19 protein-coding genes are annotated in these 19,417 nt (G+C 40.1%); 9 read left to right on the top strand and 10 right to left on the bottom strand.

Going from position 1 to position 19,417, the window contains the following annotated elements; all coding sequences use genetic code 11:
- Positions 1-368: 368 nt before the first annotated feature.
- Together VB740_RS11310 and typA are read right to left on the bottom strand one after the other, a co-directional pair.
- Positions 369-629 (bottom strand): hypothetical protein, encoded by a 261-nt coding sequence (locus VB740_RS11310; protein WP_323200097.1) that lies wholly within the window; start codon positions 627-629, stop codon positions 369-371.
- Between the two features lie 198 nt (positions 630-827).
- A complete protein-coding gene (gene typA / locus VB740_RS11305) occupies positions 828-2,618 on the bottom strand; it encodes a translational GTPase TypA (protein WP_323200096.1) in 1,791 nt (596 codons plus the stop codon).
- Positions 2,619-3,074: 456 nt separating this feature from the next.
- Between typA and VB740_RS11300 the strand changes: the two genes are divergently transcribed.
- Complete coding sequence (locus VB740_RS11300) at positions 3,075-4,442, top strand: serine/threonine-protein kinase (protein WP_323200095.1); 1,368 nt, start codon at positions 3,075-3,077, stop codon at positions 4,440-4,442.
- Here VB740_RS11300 and VB740_RS11295 read toward each other — a convergent pair.
- Positions 4,439-4,684: a hypothetical protein gene (locus VB740_RS11295; protein WP_323200094.1), complete on the bottom strand. Its 246-nt coding sequence runs from the start codon at positions 4,682-4,684 to the stop codon at positions 4,439-4,441. The two genes, VB740_RS11300 and VB740_RS11295, sit on opposite strands and share 4 nt — an antisense overlap.
- Here VB740_RS11295 and VB740_RS11290 point away from each other — a divergent pair.
- Both VB740_RS11290 and VB740_RS11285 read left to right on the top strand, forming a co-directional pair.
- On the top strand, positions 4,683-5,984 hold the full coding sequence (locus VB740_RS11290; protein ID WP_323200093.1) for an ABC transporter substrate-binding protein: 1,302 nt from the start codon (positions 4,683-4,685) through the stop codon (positions 5,982-5,984). The two genes, VB740_RS11295 and VB740_RS11290, sit on opposite strands and share 2 nt — an antisense overlap.
- 380 nt (positions 5,985-6,364) lie before the next feature.
- Complete coding sequence (locus VB740_RS11285) at positions 6,365-7,417, top strand: hemerythrin domain-containing protein (protein WP_323200092.1); 1,053 nt, start codon at positions 6,365-6,367, stop codon at positions 7,415-7,417.
- 82 nt (positions 7,418-7,499) lie between these two features.
- Here the strand turns inward: VB740_RS11285 and VB740_RS11280 are convergent, their stop codons facing one another.
- Positions 7,500-8,684, bottom strand: a complete 1,185-nt coding sequence (locus tag VB740_RS11280; protein WP_323200099.1) for a M20 family metallopeptidase — start codon at positions 8,682-8,684, stop codon at positions 7,500-7,502.
- A 246-nt stretch (positions 8,685-8,930) separates the two neighbouring features.
- Positions 8,931-9,494 carry a pentapeptide repeat-containing protein gene (locus VB740_RS11275; RefSeq protein ID WP_323200091.1) on the bottom strand — a complete coding sequence of 188 codons (564 nt, stop codon included), beginning with the start codon at positions 9,492-9,494 and terminating at the stop codon, positions 8,931-8,933.
- Positions 9,495-10,716: 1,222 nt separating this feature from the next.
- Between VB740_RS11275 and VB740_RS11270 the strand changes: the two genes are divergently transcribed.
- From VB740_RS11270 to VB740_RS11255, 4 genes are all read left to right on the top strand, one after another.
- Positions 10,717-11,436 (top strand): hypothetical protein, encoded by a 720-nt coding sequence (locus tag VB740_RS11270; RefSeq protein ID WP_323200090.1) that lies wholly within the window; start codon positions 10,717-10,719, stop codon positions 11,434-11,436.
- Positions 11,437-11,456: 20 nt separating this feature from the next.
- On the top strand, positions 11,457-11,609 hold the full coding sequence (locus VB740_RS11265) for a hypothetical protein (protein WP_323200089.1): 153 nt from the start codon (positions 11,457-11,459) through the stop codon (positions 11,607-11,609).
- A gap of 30 nt (positions 11,610-11,639) precedes the next feature.
- Complete coding sequence (locus tag VB740_RS11260) at positions 11,640-12,407, top strand: DUF1350 family protein (protein ID WP_323200088.1); 768 nt, start codon at positions 11,640-11,642, stop codon at positions 12,405-12,407.
- A gap of 145 nt (positions 12,408-12,552) precedes the next feature.
- Positions 12,553-13,689, top strand: coding sequence for a PP2C family protein-serine/threonine phosphatase (locus VB740_RS11255; protein WP_323200087.1), 1,137 nt, complete (start codon positions 12,553-12,555; stop codon positions 13,687-13,689).
- Here VB740_RS11255 and VB740_RS11250 read toward each other — a convergent pair whose 3' ends face one another.
- The 4 genes from VB740_RS11250 to VB740_RS11235 all read right to left on the bottom strand — a co-directional run bounded on the left by VB740_RS11250 (position 13,690) and on the right by VB740_RS11235 (position 16,651).
- Positions 13,690-14,016, bottom strand: a complete 327-nt coding sequence (locus VB740_RS11250; RefSeq protein ID WP_323200086.1) for an STAS domain-containing protein — start codon at positions 14,014-14,016, stop codon at positions 13,690-13,692.
- A 908-nt stretch (positions 14,017-14,924) separates the two neighbouring features.
- The gene (grpE, locus tag VB740_RS11245) at positions 14,925-15,587 is read right to left on the bottom strand and encodes a nucleotide exchange factor GrpE (protein WP_323200098.1); all 663 of its coding nucleotides are present in this window, start codon (positions 15,585-15,587) and stop codon (positions 14,925-14,927) included.
- 116 nt (positions 15,588-15,703) lie between these two features.
- On the bottom strand, positions 15,704-16,195 hold the full coding sequence (locus tag VB740_RS11240; protein ID WP_323200085.1) for a Dps family protein: 492 nt from the start codon (positions 16,193-16,195) through the stop codon (positions 15,704-15,706).
- Between the two features lie 192 nt (positions 16,196-16,387).
- Entirely contained in the window at positions 16,388-16,651 is a 264-nt protein-coding gene (locus VB740_RS11235; RefSeq protein WP_012410090.1) for a ParB N-terminal domain-containing protein, read from the bottom strand.
- Positions 16,652-16,766: 115 nt separating this feature from the next.
- On the opposite strand from VB740_RS11235, the gene VB740_RS11230 reads away from it, so the two are divergent.
- Together VB740_RS11230 and VB740_RS11225 are read left to right on the top strand one after the other, a co-directional pair.
- Positions 16,767-18,434 (top strand): SpoIID/LytB domain-containing protein, encoded by a 1,668-nt coding sequence (locus tag VB740_RS11230; protein WP_323200084.1) that lies wholly within the window; start codon positions 16,767-16,769, stop codon positions 18,432-18,434.
- A gap of 41 nt (positions 18,435-18,475) precedes the next feature.
- Positions 18,476-18,631, top strand: a complete 156-nt coding sequence (locus VB740_RS11225; protein ID WP_323200083.1) for a hypothetical protein — start codon at positions 18,476-18,478, stop codon at positions 18,629-18,631.
- 152 nt (positions 18,632-18,783) lie between these two features.
- Here the strand turns inward: VB740_RS11225 and VB740_RS11220 are convergent, their stop codons facing one another.
- Entirely contained in the window at positions 18,784-19,083 is a 300-nt protein-coding gene (locus tag VB740_RS11220) for a ferredoxin (protein WP_323200082.1), read from the bottom strand.
- Between the last annotated feature and the right edge of the window lie 334 nt (positions 19,084-19,417).

Below are 19,417 nucleotides of genomic sequence, written 5' to 3'. Positions count from 1 at the left end.
GGATCTAACTGAGAGGTGCGGGGAATAATATCCCCCATCGACTCAACCAAAACCAAGACTTTAAGGATGGGGAGTTTAACCTGGATTTCTCACAAAGCTTGAAGAAACAGGGGTCAAAAACTGCCAAAATGTGTGTTGTGCAACAATTACAGCAGTTTGAAGTATGACCCCAAATAAAAATGATTGTATACCGGAGTATATTTATGTGATTCAACCCTTTGTATTTGCATGTCTATTTTTCTTAATAAAGGTTATTGATTTTAGTGCTAATGGTTTTTGATGTATTTTATTTATCTTAATATTTTCGGTTATTACGTTGATTTTCTCTGTGCTATGGAGGTATTTCAACTATGTATTAGATGTATTAATTAAATCATTCCAAATTTTGCTAATCCAACTCGTTTTTTCTGACTCGTGAGAAATCCGGGAATAGCACTTAACAAGTGAGACTTTCCAGATTCGTTTGCACCAACAATTGTTGTAATTTTGGGATCAATCGAAACTTGAATATATGGGTAATAAGTATCACCTATCATTTCCCAGTGTTTAGGTTTTCTATTCTCTTGTTTTCTCAGGAAGTCGTCATTGAAGGATTTATAGAAGCGAATGAATACTGTCTTTAGATGCATAGGGTAAAATTTGATAGCACTATTGTACTACTTGCGTAGCTTGCTCAGTTATAACAGTAGTTTTTGATACATGTCATTACGCGCTCAAGAAAAATTCAATAGATCAGTCTGCTGCATCACGCATCTGATCCAATCTAAATAAAAAAATAAAAAGCCCGCTCATGTGGGCTTTCTAAATCAATTAAGTTATTGCTTGACTTACCGTTTCGCCAACTTCTTCGACATCTTCCGTAGACGAATTGATTGGGGTGTAACTTCTACTAATTCATCAGGGCCAATGTATTCCAAAGCACGCTCTAGGCTCATGTCTATCGGTGCTTGCAGTTGCACTAATTCATCCCCACCAGCAGCCCGGTGGTTAGTTAACTGCTTGGTCTTACAGATATTCAATTCTAAATCTTGGGAGCGATTGTGTTCTCCCACGATCATACCTCTGTAAACCTTTGTGCCGGGAGTAATAAAGAATGCTCCTCTATCTTCGGCGTTTCTCATGGCGTAGAAGGTAGAAACACCTTCTTCAAAGGAGATTAAAACGCCTTTGTTACGGGCTTCAATATCACCACTGATTTGACGGTAGTCTAAGAAACTGTGGTTCATGATGCCTTCGCCACGAGTCATCCGCATGAATTCACCCCGGAAACCAATCAATCCACGGGCGGGAATGACAAACTCTAGCTGGGTGCGATCGCCACTACCTGGTTGCATATCTTGCATTTCGCCTTTGCGTTGTCCCAGGCGTTCAATACAGCTACCCACACCATCAGCAGGAATGTCTAACACCAAGAGTTCGTAAGGTTCGCAAGGTTGACCGTTGATTTCGCGGTAAATTACCTGTGGCTGAGATACCTGAAACTCGAAGCCTTCCCGACGCATGGTTTCAATTAAGATACCCAGGTGAAGTTCTCCACGACCGGAAACCAGGAATTTATCGGGAGAATCGGTTTCTTCGACACGCAAAGCAACGTTGGTTTCAAGTTCGCGGAATAGGCGATCGCGTATTTGTCTTGATGTCACCAACTTACCTTCTTGACCAGCAAAGGGCGAATCATTCACCCAGAAGGCCATTTGCAAGGTTGGTTCATCCACTTTAATTAGTGGTAAAGCTTGCGGTTCATTGGGGTCAGTAATCGTTTCCCCAATATAAGCATCAGCGAAACCAGACACCGCGACGATATAACCTGCGGTTGCTTCTTCCATCTCTACGCGCTTCAGTCCATCAAAGCCCATTAACTTGGTAATTTTTCCCTTGACAATGGTGCCATCTTCTGTAACTAAAGCTGCTTGTTGCCCTGAGCGGATAGTACCGTTGTGAATTCTGCCAATGACAATCCGTCCCAGATATTCAGAATAATCTAGGGTTGTGACTTGCAATTGCAGAGGTTTCTTGCTGTCGCCTACTGGTGGTGGAACGTGTTGCAGAATCGCATTAAACAGGGGTTGCATATCTACCGATTCTGCTTCCAAGCTTTCCTTGGCGAAACCTGCCATGCCGGAGGCAAACAGATAGGTAAAATCACACTGGTCTTCATCTGCCCCTAATTCCAAGAACAGATCCAAAACTTTATCAACAGCAACGTGGGGGTCAGTTTGTCCACGGTCGATTTTGTTGATGATAACGATGGGGCGCAGCCCTTTTTCTAAAGCTTTTTTGAGAACAAAGCGTGTTTGGGGCATGGGGCCTTCATTGGCATCAACAATCAGAAGACATCCATCAACCATGCCAAGTACGCGTTCAACTTCGCCACCAAAGTCAGCGTGTCCAGGAGTATCAACAATATTGATTAGTGTTTCTTTGTAGCGAACCGCCGTATTTTTGGACAGGATAGTAATACCCCGTTCCCGTTCTAGGGCGTTGGAGTCCATAACGCAATCCGGAACGTCTTCGCCTTCGCGGAAAATGCCGGATTGTTTGAGGAGTGCGTCAACCAGGGTAGTTTTGCCGTGGTCAACGTGGGCGATAATGGCGACGTTGCGAATTGGGAGCGTCATAGAAACTTTTGGTGAACTCTAGAGGGTGTTTATAAGATTTACATTTGAATGCTAGGCTGTTTTAACAGAATTGGGTATGATCAGCAAATTCTGTAAAGAACCTTTAACAATTCTAGCGTAATCGTCACAATAGCGGGGAGTTTTGTAAATACCACAATTGAGATGTGTGGTATTTACGGACTTATTGGGATAAAAAAAGCTTATGTTACAAACAGATGTGGCGTGAAGTTTCTAGCTTTTCCTAAGTCACAGCATCGATGGGTTGTAATAATCCGCTTTCCGGTTGTTAAGTTTGGGAAAAAAGCTCTAGGGTTAACTAAATATCAGGTAAAATAATTGCGATCGCACCCTTCCATAATAGTTCATGAATAGTTCATGTAGAGACTTTACAGCGCAAATTCTCTACTGAGATTTAAGGTATATTTTAAAAACTAATAAAATGACAGCGATAATTATATGGTCTGCTGCCTAAATCCCAATTGCGAAAATCCCCAAAATCCTGACGGGACAAATTACTGTCTCAGTTGTGGGACACAGTTAGTATCGCTACTAAGAAATCGTTACCGCATAACTGCACCATTAGGAAGAGGAGGATTTGCACGCACATATGTAGCAGAGGATATAGACAAGCTAAATGAACGATGTGTTGTTAAGCAACTGGTTCTCAGCCAATTTTATAGCAATCACGGTACTCACGCACATCAAAAAGCAACTGAATTGTTTAAGCGAGAGGCTAAACGCCTACAAGAATTAGGGGAACATCTGCAAATTCCCAATTTGTATGCATATTTTAAGGAAGGTGAATATCTCTATTTAGTGCAGCAGTTTATCGAAGGTCAAAATCTGTTGCAAGAGTTAAAACAATACGGAATTTTTGATGAAAGTAAAATTCGAGCTTTTTTAAATGATTTATTATCTGTGTTGGTAGCCATACATCAACAGCAAATAATTCACCGAGATATTAAACCAGAAAATATTATTCGCCGTCAGAGTGATAATAAGTTAGTACTAATTGATTTTGGAGTTTCTAAGCAAAAATCGGAAACTTCAACTACTGCAATTGGAACAATTATTGGTTCATTAGGTTATGCACCAATTGAGCAAATGCAATTGGGTAAAGTTTTTCCTTCTAGCGATCTTTACAGTTTAGGTATAACTTGCTTTCATCTGCTAACCAATATTTCTCCCTCAAGTTTCTCTCTGAGACAAGGCTATAGTTGGACTTCTAGCTGGCGACAGCATTTGATACAACCCATAAGTCATGAATTAGAGTTAATTATTGATAAGTTACTCCAAGAAAATCATGAACAGCGTTATCAGTCTGCACAAGCTGTATTACTAGACTTGAATAATCTTCCACCCCTAAGGCAGACCTTACCTCCTACAGTCATTTCGCCTTCTCAACTATTAGAAGCACAACCACAAACTCAAAAAATAGTAACTCGATATTTACCGCAATTATTTTATAGTAAATTATTTTCTGGGGCAATCATTGCTGGTTCAGGTGGTTCATTATTAGCACTTACACTTATAAGTTTTCTCGGAACTACTTGGATTAGTTCGGGATTATGGTTGCTAATTTTAGGAGGATTAGTATTTATTCAATCTCGTTCGCTTGTGGAAAAAACTTATTTAATTGCAATTACCATAATAGCAAATTTATTTATTGTTTTGATTTTCAAAGATTTGCTAAATAATTTTTTACAAACTGGTTTAAATGGATTGTTGATTGTAGTATTACTGTTTATTCTTGCATGTTTATTGACAATTATCCTTGTGGGTACGTCAGAAATAATAAACAAACTTATTTCTAAATATTTTTAAATTCCCAGTTTCGCTAAATCTTTAATTACATCTTTATTTTTGATAAAATTTATACAATTTAGGGAATTATTTATGTCAAATAAAAAAGAAAACTTGAGGTTACTTATTTCTCTGGGATTAGCTGGAATAATGGTAGCAATTATTTTGTGGTTAATTAGCAAACTTTCTTCTACCATCATCCCCTCATCATCTAACCCTATATCAGCTTCATCTTCACTGCCACCAGATAAGCCTTCGTTCATGAATTTAGGTACAAGGATTTTGGTGAAAGTACAAACCAACCCTGAAAAAAGAGATGGAGTTAAAGCTTTTGGTGAAAAAAATTTTACCACTGCGGTAGAAAAATTTACTGCATCTCTCAAAAAGAATCGTAATGATCCGGAAACTTTAATTTATTTAAATAATGCCAAAATTGCCCAAGACAATTCAGAAGCTTTAAAAGTTGCTATTATTGCACCAATTAACTTTGATGCTAGTTTATCAGAAGAAATTTTACGTGGTGTAGCTCAAGCTCAAAATGAAGTTAATAATCAAGGTGGAATTAATGGTAAAAAATTACAACTTGTAATTGCAAGTGTTGAAGATCGAGAAGATTTTGCACGGCTAGATAATGAATTAGTAGAAGACAAGAGCCTTTTAGCTGCGGTAGGTGTTAGACCTAATGCAGAAATTTATAATGAGAAAGGGTTAGTGTTAGTTTTCCCTGTCGAGCGCCCAAGTCAAGCGGAAAATTCAGAAAACTTAGAGCAAAATTTAGTAAATAGCCAGCGTAATACTTCCAAAAATAACTATTTGTTTCATATAAATCCGCTATATGATGTTTTAGTAGATACTCATGCTCGCTACATTGCTCGACAAGCAAGAAATGTTGCTATTTGTGGCGATGCTCGTAACTCAAGAAATAATTCAAGAGCCTCATCTAATCAGATAGTTTTAGAACAGTACACTCAAGCTATCCAGAAATATGGAAGTAACGTTATTAATAAGCCTTGTAATTTAGCAGATAAAAATTTTGATCCTAGAAATTTTGTGGATCAAGCCATAGAAATAGAAAACGCCAGTGGCTTTTTACTAATACCTTCATTCAGAAATATATATTTTGCCACTAAAGTCGCACAAGAGGTTAAAGGCAGAAAACCACTCTTTGCTTCTGAAAGTATGTATAGTGCAACAACTTTACAAAATGGCAAGGATCTCGAAGGAATGGTACTACCTGTATATTGGCATCGTGATGCTAATAGAGATAACCCATTTGCGGAAAATGCCTTTCAGCTTTGGAATGCAAAAGTAAATCAGAGAACAGCGGGAGCTTACGATGCACTCCAAACAATTATTGCTGGATTGAAACAAGCCAATAATCGTGAAGAGTTGCAAAGAGTAATGTCTAATCCCGATTTTTCAACATCTGGAGCAACGGGAATGATTCAGTTTTCGCCCTCAGGTAAGCGTCAAGGAGAAGCAATGCTTGTTAAAATCGAGCGTTGTGAGTCTTCTTGCGCTTCTGGAACTAGTTACGATTTTGCCCTCTTGAATAAGAAGTAATTTTTGACATTAATTTTCATTCTTGAGTTATAAGTCGTAGGGCGTATTAGCACAGCTAAAAGCACTTTCTACAAACGACCAAACTACGTTAAACAGTTGAGAAAATTCTCAATTGTTTTCGAGATTCTCAAAAACCTAACCTTGAAAGCCCTAACCCCTTTTTAATGCTTATTCTAAATCTCCTCCTTTTTAAGGATGCTTAAAAAGGATCAAGTTTTAATTCAAGCGTATTGTATTGATATATTCTGTAAGACAAAATTTTTATTTGTCTACCCAGAGTTGTGAACGCAATCGCTCAAAAGAAAGATGAAATCTCCCCAACCCCTATGTCAAGGTTATATCAAGTAATAATGATGAACACTTTGCCGAGGAGAACACGGATGGTAGCTACTTTAGATGATACGAAACGCAATGCCATTGCTATAAAATTAGCAAGTATCAAAGCACTTCAACAGTTGGTTATCGAAAATGAGCAATCGCTTTTGAGAGAAGGACTTGATGCCGAGATTGCTGATCGCATCCGGAATTTCCTCAATGATGACGAAAAAAATCTTGGCGTTCTGGAAACTATAATTGGTCAGTATGGCATTCAGGCTGAACCCAAAAACACTGTTACACAATTCATTGAAAGAGCTCGTGAATTGTTCAAAGGTTCTGAACTAAGCCTGTATGAAAAAGTATCGCAGCATGAATTGCTGAAACATCAACTCGTAATGAGTGGTTTGATAGTTCATAAAGCTGCTCAAAAAATTGGCGCTGACGTGATGCTAGCGATCGGGCCTTTGAATACCATTAACTTTGAGAACCGCGCTCACCAAGAACAACTCAAAGGTATTCTGGAAATTTTGGGTGTCCGTGAATTCACAGGACAAGATGCAGATCAAGGAATTTGGGCACGTGTTCAAGACGCTATGGCTGCGGTAAGTGGTGTAGTAGGTAGCGCTGTTACCCAAACCAGTGACAAAAAGGATATGAATATCCAGGATGTCATCCGCCTCGATCACAACAAGGTAAATACCCTATTTACTGAACTGCTACAAAGCGATAATCCACAGAAAATCCAAGAGTACTTCGGTCAAATTTACAAGGATCTAACTGCTCACGCTGAAGCTGAAGAGGAAGTAGTTTATCCAAGAGTACGTCCTTTCTACGGTCAAGATAATACCCAAGAACTGTTTGATGAACAAGCTGAAATGAAGCGGGTATTAGAGCAAATTAAGGCTATCAACCCTTCTTCATCTGAATTCAAAGATCAAGTTAGACAGCTTATGGAAGCTGTTGGCGACCATATTCGTCAAGAAGAAAGCACAATGTTTGCTGCTATTCGTAACAACTTGAGCAGCGACCAAAGTGAGCAACTGGCTACTGAATTCAAAGCCGCTAAGACCAAAATTCAAGAGAAATTGGGTGTTGTTAGCGAATCAAACGCCTAAAATGCTTTCGGACTTTACTATATCCGCTAAAAAAGGTTAGTTAAATAAAAACTCCCAGCCCTGAAGTGCTGGGAGTTTTTATTTAAAAATTTTGCTGACAATATTTATAAGCAGCATAGGCCATAGTTACAACACCGGTGAGAATGGCAGACTCATCGACTTCAAATTGGGGATGGTGTAATGGGTGGTTAATGATTCTTTCTTTGTAGCCTACACCCAAGCGAAACATGGAACCAGGGACGTGTTCTAAATACATAGAAAAATCTTCAGCACCAAGGGAAGGTTCAGGTAAGACTTGAACGCGATCGCTACTCCAAGCTTCTTCTGCGGCTGATTGCAATATTTGCGTCAGAGCGTAATCATTTTGAACACTGGGTACGCCTTGGCGATAATTGACTTGATACTTTGCCCCATAGGTATGGCAGACATTAGCGACAATGTTTTCAATCCAGTTCGGGAGATGGGCACGGGTTTCGGGATGGAGCGATCGCACGGTTCCCAATAATTGCACTTTATCAGCAATCACATTCGGCGCTCTGCCACCGTTAATTTTCCCTATGCTCAATACTACAGGACGCAAGGGATTCTGGGTTCGGCTAATGGCTTGTTGCATTGCAGTAATAACTTGGCAAGCAATCCAAATCGCATCAATCGCCTCATGAGGACGCGCCCCGTGCCCAGATTCTCCCATAATCAGAATCTCTAAATCATCAGCTGCGGCTGTCAAAGCCCCGTAACGCACGCCAATAGATCCTGCGGGGATAGAAGGGAAAACATGTACTCCTAAGACAGCCGAGACGTTTTCCATCGCCCCATCTTTAACCATCCAGTTTGCGCCTTGAGCAATTTCCTCGGCTGGCTGAAACAAAAACCGCACTTTTCCACCCAACTCCTCTGCTACTTGGGACAGTACCATCGCTGTTCCTAACCCCACAGTGGTATGGACATCGTGACCACAAGCGTGCATGATACCCTCTGTACGAGAGGCATATTCCAAATTAGTACCCTCTTGAATTGGTAACGCATCCATATCAGTGCGAATTGCCAATAAACGTTCATTTTGGCTAGTACCTTGCAGTTCGCCAATGACGCCCGTTTTGCCAACTCCCTCTTGTACGTGCAGACCACTGGAAGATAAAACACCAGCCACGAAAGCTGCTGTTTGGTACTCCTGACCGCTTAGTTCTGGGTGAGAGTGGATGTGGCGACGAATTTCAATTAAGCGGGGTGCTAGTTTTGTTGCTAAGTCTTTAATACGGGTAAGCATCGATTCAATTAATCCATAGGCTTTTTTCCCATGATAAAGAACTGTTAACAAACAAAATGCTCTTTGCCATATATAAGGATAGGTGAAGGAAGAGGCAGGGAGCAGGGGGAGTAGGGGGAGATGAGGGGGACAATGGGACAAGAGGTGAGAACTTGAAACAAGTCTTTCTCCTTGTCCCCAAGTCCTCTTGCCCAATGCCCAATGCACTATGCCCCATGCCCCATGCCCCATTTCCTAATCCACCGTTTATTTTGAATAGCAGGTTGTGCCTAATGTATTTTCGGGTTTGAATTCGTTACATTCTCTGGGATTTTGACGCTCTAATGACCAGCCATAGGGCTTGTCAGAGGTAACGACACCATTAGCCTGAGTTGTCAGGCGGAAGTTAGCCCCCCGAAAATTAGTAAACAGCAATTTCGCATCTTTTAAGTTTGCTGCTTCCAAATTGGCGCTGATAAAACCGGCATAAGATAGATCGGCATTTTCCAAAGATGCTGATTTCAAATTTGCACCTGTTAAGGAAGCACCACTGAGATTGACCGAATTCAAAACCGCACCCTCTAAATTCGCACCAGTAAGATCGGCATTCGTGAGATTAGCTTGAGATAATGTAGCACCACTCAAGTCAGCCCCTCGCAAATTTGCTCCAGTTAGATTCAGTTGAGTTAGGTCAGCACCACTCAAATTACAACGGGGACAGGCACTTGTTGCCTTCAACTGATCCAAATCTAGCTGATTTAATGCAATGCTCTGCTCTGCAAACCCGAAACAAGCTAACAGTGCGATGGTAGCGACAATCTTGAGTTTCATATTTTTTACAGATATCCACAAAAATGACAAGTTACGCACATTGCGTACTGTCACATACTTACATATACCGCCTCACTAAGGTATAACAGGGATGAAGCATTGATTAAGAAGCTGTAAAAATACTATAAATTCTAGTGGTAAGACTACTCAAACTGAAATATTGGTTATAGAATCAAGTCGTAAGGAACTATACCGAATCTCTTATAGACTACCACATATGTGATCCCCCTAGCTCGATGAAAAACACGACTAGGGGGATCTTGTTTTTGGGCAGTGGATTAACAGCAAAGGCAGAGGGCAGAAGGGATTTATAAACAATACGCCTGGTGTTACTGTGGATTATTGAGTTGCTCAAGGTCATCTCTAGGTTTGTGACCTAGTTTGAAGAGTGCAGTTTGAGCCTGATTGATGCGTTGCTGTTGACCACAGATAGCGCTTATCCCGTATTTCTCACAAGCTTCAGGCGTTTGATGGAGCAGAGGGGCAGAGGAGCAGAGGGGCAGAGGGTAAAGAACAAGGCACATTGAACTCTCCCCTGCTCCCCTGCACAAGCGCAGGCTTTGAGGGGTGTGGTGAGAAATCCGGGTTATGCCAGGGCACCCATTTGTTGAAGCTACTCCACAATCACATGAATGTCATCAATCTGCTCCAAACTAATTTTTACCTGCTCACTGTTTATCTGTACACGTTAGTACTATTGCCCAATACAGTTCAGTTCAAAAAATAATCTGTTGAGGCAGATAGGGCGAAGCAGGGGGAGCAGGGAGAGAGAAAAATGCTTAACCCAAGCGGATTGTACTATCGCCCTATTCTTTTATCTCAAAGTATTAATTCCTCTTGTCATTTTAAAATGAACGAACAGGCAGTAAAGAAGACTGAAAAAGTGTTTTAGTCCACTTGAGTGGATATTAGCTCCGAGCCACTGAAATTTATTTCTAGGCGGGCTATGATGCAAATCGAGAATACTGCAAGATATCATTTTATGCGTTGGCGGAAGCCTCTACTATGGGAAAAGACTGCCCTGCTTCACTGCTACACGTTTACGATAATTTTCATAACTTAAATAGCATTGTTATACTAAAAATAGTAATCTTGGCAAAAGAGTATCATATTGTACAAAAAATATTAACTTATCTGAAAAAGTTTAGACAAAATGCCAGCATTCCAGAAATTTGATTGCTATATTAGATGAAATCACTATTCTGGCAAGGATTAAAAAACTGTGAGGGATGATTTACAGGGCTTGGAAATTAGTCAGTATGAACTGCAAAGTCTGACTAATTTACCTGTCAATGCTCAACTTTTAATCATTACAAATCCTCTAAAAAAAATAGCAAAATCATATATCCAAAAAATTAAAAGTTCCGAAGGAGCAACTGTAATTTTTATTGGGTTTGCTACATTTGTTTTTAGTTATATTTTATTTGATATAATTATAAAAATATTTATCGCATGGATAACAATTCCATCCTGGATATTATTATTTATATTAGCGTTATGGGTTGGCGGTTTTACACAAAGTATATTATATCTAATATGGAAAAGTAGAAGTAAAATTGTCAAACTTAACATGACAAACTCTCTGCAAATTCTGTTAAACGATGTTGAAAGATATAATACCGTTATTAGAGCAATAGATATCAATGACCAAATAGAAGAAGCTGGTAACCCAGAAGTGCTTATAAAGGAAAGAGCAAGTGTTATCGAAGCGCTAAAACTCACCAAATCAGATTTAGTTCGGGCTTTGAAGACAGAAAGAATTTTGAGAGAAAATAAAAACTTTATCCTTAGTAATACAGAGCTATTCGTCAACAATTTAGCAACTTTAACTGCCATGCAAGTAAATGAACAGGCTACTGAGCATGGAAGATTACTCAATGAAGCATTACAGATTGCATTAGATGTGCAATACGAAATGAAAAGATTACAGACTCAGCGTTAAAAGCAATACTTATAGCGAACGTGCGTAAAAGAAGTGAATTGGACGAACGCGTAGATGCTCCCTATAAGCCCATAGACGTTGCTGAGTGGGTTGGCTTCCACCTTGCTCACCAGACATCCTCAATGGCTTTTTCTATAATCCTTCCCACGGTTGCGATCGCCGGTCTAACATAAAGAATATTCCTCAAGCGATCGCTTATCGGCATGGATTGGAAAGAAGTCAGAGGCAATTGGGTAATCATTCCCCGAAATCCCGTAGGTATCATCCATTTTTTAGGAGGTGCATTTGTCGCCACTGCACCGCACATCACCTATCGCTGGTTACTCGAACAATTGGCAAGTAAAGGTTATGTTGTAATTGCTACGCCTTTCGTCAATACATTGGATCATACTGCGATCGCAAAATCTGTGCTGCTAAACTTTGACCGCACCCTCGAACGCTTACAGGATTCTGGGGCATTACGCAAGCTTTACTACCCCATCTACGGCATTGGGCACAGTATGGGCTGTAAACTTCACTTGCTGATTGGTAGCCTCTTTAAAGTAGAACGCGCAGGCAATATTTTAATATCCTTCAACAACTACGCCGCTAAAGAAGCTATCCCCTTAGTAGAACAGTTCAATTCTACTTTTGCGATTGAGTTTACTCCCTCACCATTGGAAACCAACCAGCTTGTCCAAGAGCGTTATAACATTAGACGGAATTTATTAATAAAATTTAGCAATGACACCATTGATCAATCCGCAGCTTTAACCAAAATCTTGCAAGAACGCTTTGATGAGATGGTGACAACACAAACGTTACCAGGAACTCACACAACCCCTCTAGGTCAAGACATCAAATGGCAAACTGGAACATCTTTCACCCCTTTTGATGCCTTAGGGCAATGGTTCAAACAAGAAGCATACCGAGACTTGAACCAGCTAAAAAATACCATCCTCTTGTGGGTGAACCCTCTTACGCCCCCATAATGTTCTATGTCTACTAAAAATTAATGAATTAGTCGGGTAATAGAAATGAGTTAATAGTATGTTTTATTAATACTACTAACTCATTAACTTATATCCTATTTTTATTTTTACAAAATTTATTAATTAGGATTTACAAAAATTGTTTATGTTTCAAATATTAATAATTGATGATGATTATTCAATAAAAATACTTCTAAAAAGGATATTGGAAAAACAAGGTTATAAGGTAGTTACTGCCAGTAGTGGTGAGGAAGGGATAGAAAAGGCACTGGCTTACCGTCCAGCACTAATTATTTGTGATTGGATCATGCCGGGGTTAACTGGTCTAGAAGTTTGCCACCATATTAAGACAGATCCTAAATTTTCTACCACATTCTTTATTTTATTAACATCCTTAGATTCGGTTGCTGATTGCGTCAAAGGTCTAGATGCTGGTGCTGATGATTTTATCTCTAAACCTATCGAGCATAATGAATTACAAGCACGGGTAAGGGCTGGATTGCGCTTGCATCAGTTGAGTAGAGATTTGCAGGCTCAAAAGTTGCTTTTAGAATCAGAAATGTCAGAAGCCGCAGAATATGTGCGATCGCTACTGCCTTTTCCCATGACTGAACCCTTCAATATAAATTTCCGATTCATTCCCTCACGGCAACTTGGCGGTGACTGTTTCGATTACTATTGGCTTGATGATGATTATCTAGCAATTTACTTACTCGATACTGCCGGACATGGACTCAAAGCGACTCTTCCCTCTGTTTCAGTGCTGAATCTGCTGCGTTCCCGTGCGCTCAAAGGCCTAAATTATTATCAACCTAGCGATGTATTGAAGGCTTTGAATGATACCTTTCAGATGAATTATCAAAATGACAAATACTTTACGATTTGGTATGGAGTATACAACCGAACCAACCGCCAGTTAATTTATGCTAGTGCCGGTCATCCACCAGCAGTTCTAGTAACTGGCACATCTCCAAGGAAGTCTGAAGTTAAACTCTTGAAAACCCCCGGTATGCCAGTTGGCATGTTTCCAGAAGCAAAATATGTTGATGGGTTTTGCAGTATTGAAAAATTCAGTACTCTTTACATTTTTAGTGATGGTGCTTATGAAATCACTAAATTAGATGGCACACTTTGGAGTTTAGATGCTTTTATTCAGTTATTGGTTAGCTTACAACATCCTGTTGATTGCCAACTTGATCGCGTACTGAGTTATTTAATCGCTCTGAACTCCAAAGATGCTTTCGATGATGATTTATCTATCTTGCAAATTAACTTTGAATAATTAAGTATTTGAAACTAATACCTGATTAAATGCATCTTGGCTAGGAAATATTTCAAATACTTTATCCATATTAGTCAGTTCAAATAATATCCTGACTTGCTCATTAATTGAGCAGAGGTAAAGCTGACTATCGGCTGCCCGTAAGGTTTTAAAAGCTAATACTAAGGCTCCCAAACCTGAACTATCCATAAATGTTACATCTTGAAAATCAACTAAAACAATTTTTGTACCATCTTCCAAAGTCTCAGTAATATTTTGTCGTAATTCTTGTGAAGTAGTGGCGTTTAAATTACCACTGAGCTTAATAATTTTTACTTTTTCTTTCATAATTATGTCAAGCTGATTTTCGTAAATTATGCTTTGATTTTGTTATTATATACCCATCATAGAAAAATTAAAAATGCTTACAAGGAAAAATCATCGTTTACTGCTGAATACTTATGGATAAGTAATATTAGATTAAAGTAAACTCAAATATTTGTAGATTATAGTTGATGAAAAAGCAACTATCTTAAAATAGATATTACCTAAATACAAGCAGATGGCTAAGTAAAAATAACCAAAATATATTTGATGTTTGGAGTTAAATATTGACATACATACAAAACTTTCACTTTCATAATTATTTAGTAAAGTTTTTTGAAAAGCTGAAATTTATATAAAAAACATTATAAAAATATTCATAATTGCAGTCTAAAAAGTTTTAATATCAAACAGTTACAAAAAGGTGATGACTTTTATAAAAAAGGCTATGCCAACGTCTTCTCTGCCAAACGCTACGCGTAGTTTGCTTTCTTGAAAGGTTAAAGCGATCGCTCCTTAAGTGTATAAATAACAATACTAGAAAAATCCCTTCTTATGAGGCAATCAATAGAAGCTATTCTATTAGAAAAAAATGGGTCTTGTATTTGTTATTAGAAAAGAATCGCGCGTAGGCGTAGCCCGTCGTAGACATCGCTTGCTATACAAAAGCTCTAAATTTTAGAAAAGTCAAATGTTTTCGGAGAGTGACAGAAGCTGTTTACGGATGCACTGGCTTCCGTTATGGATGGAAGAAACAAGTTAAATCCTCTTCCCTTTTGCCTCCTGCCTCCTGCCTCCTGCCTCCTGCCTTGTTTCTTGAAAGAGGGATATTTTTTTGAATAAACGATTAGCTTGCGTCCAATAGCTGCCATGCACACAGCAATAGGAAATAACAGCTTTGGGGGCGTTTGAGAAGGGTGAAAATTTGCCTTCTAACTCTGTCTAAGAGGACTTACTTTAGCTCGATAAAGCAGCTTCTCACCTTGAAGGTAGCCAGTGTAGCGCACCTTGACTATTTCTCCAGGTTGCGTAGTTCCCTCCATTAATTGGTGCAGTTGAGGATCATAAGGTAATTCTGCGCCCACAGGTGCGATCGCTTCCACTCCCCACGCCTGTAAAAGCTTTTCCAGGGGTTTTTGCACCAACGGTACTATTTTGACTGCTGCTAGCTGAGGATTTTCCTGGGCTTTCTGTGCTGCTGTTGGCCATTGCAATAATAAAGACTCCAGCAGCTGCAAACTCGACTGCTGGAGTTCTTGTAGTAATATCTCTTGCTGTTGTTCTAATTGAAGTTGCGATCGCTGGTACTCTTTTCTTAAACCTGCAATTTCTTCTAATAATTCCTGAGTAGGCGCTGCTTTCTCTCGTAACAACTCTACAGTTGAAAAAGTTGCGATTAATTCATTCAATGAAATCTGTAGCACTAACGACAGCTTGAGCAGCACTTCTACCCGCATCTGCTCTAGCTTTCCCTGACGTAACCGCAGAAGTTGACGCTCTGAAACACCACTAGATCGACTCAGCACTTTAAAACTAGGAATATCCGCTTGTTGCATTAAATCTTGCAACTTTTCGGTGAAATTAATATTGGGCATGGGGCATAGGGCATGGGGCATGGGGCATAGGGCATGGGGCATTGAGCATTGGGCGTTGGCGATTAAGTTTTTTCCTACTCCCTACTCCCTACTCCCTACTCCCCATTCCCCAGTACCTATTCTTCCAGTAAACTTCTCAACATCCAAGCTGTTTTTTCATGTACTTGCATCCGCTGAGTCAATAAATCGGCAGTAGGTTCGTCGTTAACTTCTTCTATCACGGGGAAAATAGATCGTGCAGTTCGGACTACGGCTTCTTGTCCCTCCACTAATAAGCTGATCATCTCCACAGCTTTAGGAACTCCAGGAGTTTCTGGAATCGAACTCAGTTTGGCATATTCACTGTAAGTTCCTGGTGCAGGATAGCCAAGCGCTCTAATTCTCTCGGCTATTAAATCAACTGCTAAGGCTAATTCTGTATACTGTGTCTCAAACATCAAATGCAATGTTTGGAACATCGGCCCCGTTACATTCCAATGGAAGTTATGAGTTTTCAGATAAAGTGTATAAGTGTCAGCCAACATGCGAGATAAACCCTCGGCAATTTTAGCCCTACTCTCCTCGTCAATGCCGATATTTACATTTTTGACTGTTACTTTCGATGACATAATTTTCTCCTAATTAGGTTATATGTAATTGGGGATTGGGCATTGGGTATTGGGCATTGGGGATTGGGGATTGGGAATTGGGCATTGGGCATGGGGAATGGTTATTAATTCTTGCCCCTCACTCCCTCACTCCCACATCTCCCCCTGCTCCCTACTCCCTACTCCCCACTCCCCACTCCCCACTCCCATTCTCTACGCCAAGTGCATCTTTAAAACACTGCGGGGTGCTTTACGGACTCTGGCTAAAACGGTTTCTTTGCCTAAACGCTGGCAAGCTTCATACCGATGGCAACCAGAAAAGCCATAATATTGTCCATCTACCTCTAGGACATCAATAGGTTCTTGCTGCCCAATCTCCGCAATTGATTCCATCAAGGCTTGTACTTTATTTGGATCGTTTGCACGGGGCAATGGCCGTTTTATTTGATTTAATGGAATTTCTTGGACTCTAACCATAAGGAGTTTATCCAACTAGTTCTGTTTTGTGTCTCTAAATAAATCATAGTCATTATGACTTCGTTTTGCAACTTATATTTGGGGCAAAATTGGTAATGGTATCATTGGAGCACTCATGCGACAAAAAAACCGCGCTACAAAGCAATTGGATAATCAGCTCCAACACCGCATTAAGGGGCAGAATAAGATAGCCATGAAATTTTCGCTTTGGCGTTTTTCCCACACTGTGCTGGCCACATTTTGTCTATTGGGGCTGACTGCTGCATCAGGGCCTGAGAGCAACATCCAGGGTATAGAACTGAAAATTGGGATTGTGCAGCGATTTGGCTCACAACCGACAGCCAAGCTGCAACTAGAACCCACAAAAGGCGATCGCTTAAAGCTAAAATTTAAAGCGGGCAACAAGCAGCAAACCCTAGTTACCAAAAACCCTGTAAAGCTGGAAACAGTCATGCAGGCTTTACCCCAGCCAGCAGTCGAAGAAGTGATAGTTTTAGGCACATACCGCACCTTTGAAACTGCGGAAGACAGTGCTAATAAATGGCGTTCTCAGGGAATGGAAGTGGAAATAGCCCAGCCAGAACGCTGGCAGGTTTGGGCAAAACGAGATGTTTATAAGACTCCTTTACTGCGACGCTTGCTATTGCAAAACATCCAAGCTTCTACCAAAGAAAAAGTATATCTTGATACTAAAGTTTTAAAACAAGTGCCGCGAGTTAGTTGGGTAGTAGATGGTAACCGCTATAGCCCGAATGATTTGGAAATCAGTACTGATAAAAACTTGATTCGGGTGAATAAAAGCGAAAAACCAGAGAACGCTCGTCTTTACGCTGGGCGGCTAAATTTGCAGCCAAACGCTTACGGCACATATACTCTGGTTAACCAAGTACCTTTAGAAACTTATTTGCGTGGGGTTGTCCCTTATGAAATAGGGACTAATGCACCAACAGCAGCACTGGAAGCTCAGGCAATTCTCGCTCGGACTTATGCTTTAAGAAATTTACGCAGGTTTGCCGCAGACAATTATCAGTTGTGTGCTGATACTCACTGCCAAGTTTATTATGGGCTGAATGGAGCAGCTGCCAAAACAGACCAAGCGATCGCCTCAACCAGGGGTAAGGTAGTAACCTATAAAAATGAACTAGTAGATGCCCTTTATTCTTCCACTACTGGTGGCGTTACCGCTTCCTTCAGCGATGTCTGGAATGGCGATGATCGTCCCTATCTGCGCCCTGTACTTGATGCTGCAACTAATTTTTGGAATTTGTCTAAGCAGAGTTTAGCAGATGAAAAGAACTTCCAAAAATTTATTAATATACAACAAGGATTTAATGAAAGTAAGTGGGATATGTTTCGTTGGCATAAGGAAACCCCTTTAGAGGATATTACCAAGGACTTGCAGAAATTTTTGCGGGTGAAAAACAGTCCTCATGCCAAATTTAAGACAATTCAGGCTATGGCAGTAGTGAAGCGAAGCGAGAGTGGACGCATCCTTGAACTCGCCGTTAAAACTGATAACAGCACCTTTATTCTTCACAAAGACGAAGTTCGTAGTGCCTTTGCTGCTCCTAGAAGCACACTATTTTATATAGAACCCCTGAACAAAGGAAAACCCGAACTATGGGGCTACGCCTTTATTGGTGGTGGATTAGGGCATGGAGTCGGCTTGAGTCAGACTGGTGCTCAAAATTTAGCTAAATTAGGTTGGTCAAGTCCAAAAATTCTCCAATTCTACTATCCTGGTACTCAGATTCAGATTCTCACTAGAGAAACTAAACTTTAAGCTCATCGGTATTTAAGTTGCATCTATCTTTCGCTAAGAATATGGGAAGCCAGTCCGTTGGGCGGGTTTCCCGACTTGATACCCCTGCGGGGAAGCAAGCTACGCGCAGCATCTTTGACAAGAGAACGAACTGGCGTGGTTTCTGCCGTCGCAGGGGGAAAACTCCATACTTAAAAGATCAAGCAGGAACAGAGTAAATTTTGTATTCCTGCTCAAGATAAAATTAGACTTTTTTTCAAAGTCGCTTTATAGACACGGCATTGACAGGGCGTTGACAATAGATGCAATGCCTCTATTTTTTCAACATTATTTACTCTTGCAAGAGGTTTATTGTTGAGGGACTTAACTCTTAGTAGAGTTCTTCCTCTTTATGAGTTTCGATTGTCACGTCAGAGGTAGGGTAAGCAACACAGGTAAGTACATATCCAGCTTCTATTTGATCGTCATCTAAGAATGACTGGTCACCTTGATCAACGGTACCCTTGACGAGTTTACCTGCACAGGTTGAGCAAGCACCAGCGCGGCAAGAGTAGGGTAGGTCAAGACCAGCTTCTTCGGCAGCGTCTAAAATATAGGTATCGTCATCAACGTCAAGGGTTGTGTTCAGACCTTCGGCCTCGTTGATTAGTGTGACTTTAAAACTTGGCATTGAGGAATCCTCTCTTTTGCAAACAGTAGTATAAGTTATATTTAGGCAAAGGTCACGGCTGTTCTGTGGGATTAGCCGCCGTTTCAAATTTGCTTCAATTCTGATACTACGAGAAAAATTAAACGATGTGACTGGAAATTTAACCCGATTAGTAATGAAATTTAGTTGCTTAATCCTGATAAGTTTTATTTATATTATTTCTGGCTCTAGTCAGGCTGTAATTAGAAAAAGTTATCTTAATAGATAAAAATATGAATAGTATTAATGTCACCTATATTTTTAGGACTTACGCATTGACAGAAAAATCAAAATAAGAGGTATGATTTTCAGCGCT

It is taken from the genome of Nostoc sp. UHCC 0251 (assembly GCF_034932245.1).
GTDB lineage: Bacteria > Cyanobacteriota > Cyanobacteriia > Cyanobacteriales > Nostocaceae > Nostoc.
This window is presented reverse-complemented; position numbering and strand designations above follow the sequence as displayed.

Excerpts from the sequence above, each read along its gene's own strand:
- VB740_RS11310 (WP_323200097.1), bottom strand. The coding sequence starts at position 629 with ATGCATCTAAAGACAGTATTCATTCGCTTCTATAAATCCTTCAATGAC.
- typA (WP_323200096.1), bottom strand. The coding sequence starts at position 2,618 with ATGACGCTCCCAATTCGCAACGTCGCCATTATCGCCCACGTTGACCAC.
- VB740_RS11300 (WP_323200095.1), top strand. The coding sequence starts at position 3,075 with ATGGTCTGCTGCCTAAATCCCAATTGCGAAAATCCCCAAAATCCTGAC.
- VB740_RS11290 (WP_323200093.1), top strand. The coding sequence starts at position 4,683 with ATGAATTTAGGTACAAGGATTTTGGTGAAAGTACAAACCAACCCTGAA.
- VB740_RS11295 (WP_323200094.1), bottom strand. The coding sequence starts at position 4,684 with ATGAACGAAGGCTTATCTGGTGGCAGTGAAGATGAAGCTGATATAGGG.
- VB740_RS11285 (WP_323200092.1), top strand. The coding sequence starts at position 6,365 with ATGGTAGCTACTTTAGATGATACGAAACGCAATGCCATTGCTATAAAA.
- VB740_RS11280 (WP_323200099.1), bottom strand. The coding sequence starts at position 8,684 with ATGCTTACCCGTATTAAAGACTTAGCAACAAAACTAGCACCCCGCTTA.
- VB740_RS11275 (WP_323200091.1), bottom strand. The coding sequence starts at position 9,494 with ATGAAACTCAAGATTGTCGCTACCATCGCACTGTTAGCTTGTTTCGGG.
- VB740_RS11260 (WP_323200088.1), top strand. The coding sequence starts at position 11,640 with ATGGATTGGAAAGAAGTCAGAGGCAATTGGGTAATCATTCCCCGAAAT.
- VB740_RS11255 (WP_323200087.1), top strand. The coding sequence starts at position 12,553 with ATGTTTCAAATATTAATAATTGATGATGATTATTCAATAAAAATACTT.
- VB740_RS11250 (WP_323200086.1), bottom strand. The coding sequence starts at position 14,016 with ATGAAAGAAAAAGTAAAAATTATTAAGCTCAGTGGTAATTTAAACGCC.
- grpE (WP_323200098.1), bottom strand. The coding sequence starts at position 15,587 with ATGCCCAATATTAATTTCACCGAAAAGTTGCAAGATTTAATGCAACAA.
- VB740_RS11240 (WP_323200085.1), bottom strand. The coding sequence starts at position 16,195 with ATGTCATCGAAAGTAACAGTCAAAAATGTAAATATCGGCATTGACGAG.
- VB740_RS11235 (WP_012410090.1), bottom strand. The coding sequence starts at position 16,651 with ATGGTTAGAGTCCAAGAAATTCCATTAAATCAAATAAAACGGCCATTG.
- VB740_RS11230 (WP_323200084.1), top strand. The coding sequence starts at position 16,767 with ATGCGACAAAAAAACCGCGCTACAAAGCAATTGGATAATCAGCTCCAA.
- VB740_RS11225 (WP_323200083.1), top strand. The coding sequence starts at position 18,476 with ATGGGAAGCCAGTCCGTTGGGCGGGTTTCCCGACTTGATACCCCTGCG.
- VB740_RS11220 (WP_323200082.1), bottom strand. The coding sequence starts at position 19,083 with ATGCCAAGTTTTAAAGTCACACTAATCAACGAGGCCGAAGGTCTGAAC.